The organism is Vibrio sp. Vb0598 (assembly GCF_033338935.1).
Taxonomy (GTDB): domain Bacteria; phylum Pseudomonadota; class Gammaproteobacteria; order Enterobacterales; family Vibrionaceae; genus Vibrio; species Vibrio alginolyticus.
Map to the genome: position 1 here is coordinate 1 of NZ_JAWOTP010000224.1, position 1,143 is coordinate 1,143.

2 protein-coding genes are annotated in these 1,143 nt (G+C 44.8%); one reads left to right on the top strand and one right to left on the bottom strand.

Annotated features, from left to right (window positions below):
- The first annotated feature begins 156 nt into the window (after positions 1-156).
- Positions 157-804 (top strand): glutathione S-transferase family protein, encoded by a 648-nt coding sequence (locus R7Q38_RS24255; protein ID WP_318114626.1) that lies wholly within the window; start codon positions 157-159, stop codon positions 802-804.
- A 67-nt stretch (positions 805-871) separates the two neighbouring features.
- Here R7Q38_RS24255 and R7Q38_RS24260 read toward each other — a convergent pair.
- A partial coding sequence (locus tag R7Q38_RS24260) for a 4Fe-4S dicluster domain-containing protein (RefSeq protein ID WP_318114629.1) occupies positions 872-1,143 on the bottom strand: 272 nt, incomplete at its 5' end.

The window sequence follows — 1,143 nt, forward strand, 5'->3', positions numbered from 1 at the left end:
GAAAGCTGCGCAGCGCGTCAATATCCATATTCTTTTCTATCCATCGTTTTTGTTGAAGTGTTCCATCAAAACTATCCGTTAGTTTGAAATAAAACAATCAGATATTGTGATTTCACGCTTTAATTAATAACAACACCATTTGGCATGGAGGCAACAATGCAACTCTTTATCGGGAATCAAAACTACTCAAGTTGGTCATTGCGAGCGTGGCTCATTTTTTCTCAATACGATTTAAAATTGGCTGTGACTAAGCTAACGCTGTTTACTGAAGACTTCTACGACAAGCTGGCGAGCGTAACACCAACGGCCAAAGTGCCAACATTGGTTGATGGCGAAGTCACGGTTTGGGATTCCTTAGCTATTTTGGAATATGTAAACGAGCAGTACCTACAAGGAAAGGCGTGGCCAAGCCATGTAGCGGACAAAGCGAAAGCGCGCGCGATTTCGGCTGAAATGCATTCGGGCTTTTTTGATTTGAGAAATGAGTTACCGATGAACTGTCGCGCACGTCGAAAAGTAGATCTGAGCGATGGAGCACTAAAGGATATTGCACGCATAGACGCAATTTGGTCTGAGCAAATGGCAAAGTTCCCAGACGCTTTTTTGTTTGGAGAGTGGTCGATTGCCGATGCTATGTATGCACCGGTTGCGTTGCGCTTTGAAACTTATGGCATTGAATTGTCCCAAGGCGCTAAAGCTTACCAGCAAAAAGTGCTAGCAAGCCAAGCGGTACAAAAGTGGCTAGCGGAAGCAAGTCAAGAAACAGATATTGTGGAAGAAGATGAAGCAGGAGTAGAGGTTTAAGTCCTCGATTTTGCTTCACCCTTGAAAGACAGAGCATGATAGACACGGTGCTATCATGCTCTATTGACTACATATTCTGATAATTAGGCCCGCCACCGCCTTCAGGCGTCTTCCACGTAATGTTTTGTGACGGATCTTTTATATCGCACGTTTTACAATGTACGCAGTTCGCGGCGTTGATTTGAAACTTCACTTTCCCATCAATTTCGACCACTTCGTAAACCCCGGCAGGGCAGTAACGCTGGCTTGGCTCATCAAACAACCCGAGGTGCACATCGATGGGGATATGAGGATAAGTCAAAACAAGATGGCACGGTTGGTTTTCTTCATGTTGTGTGC

Excerpts from the sequence above, each read along its gene's own strand:
- R7Q38_RS24255 (WP_318114626.1), top strand. The coding sequence starts at position 157 with ATGCAACTCTTTATCGGGAATCAAAACTACTCAAGTTGGTCATTGCGA.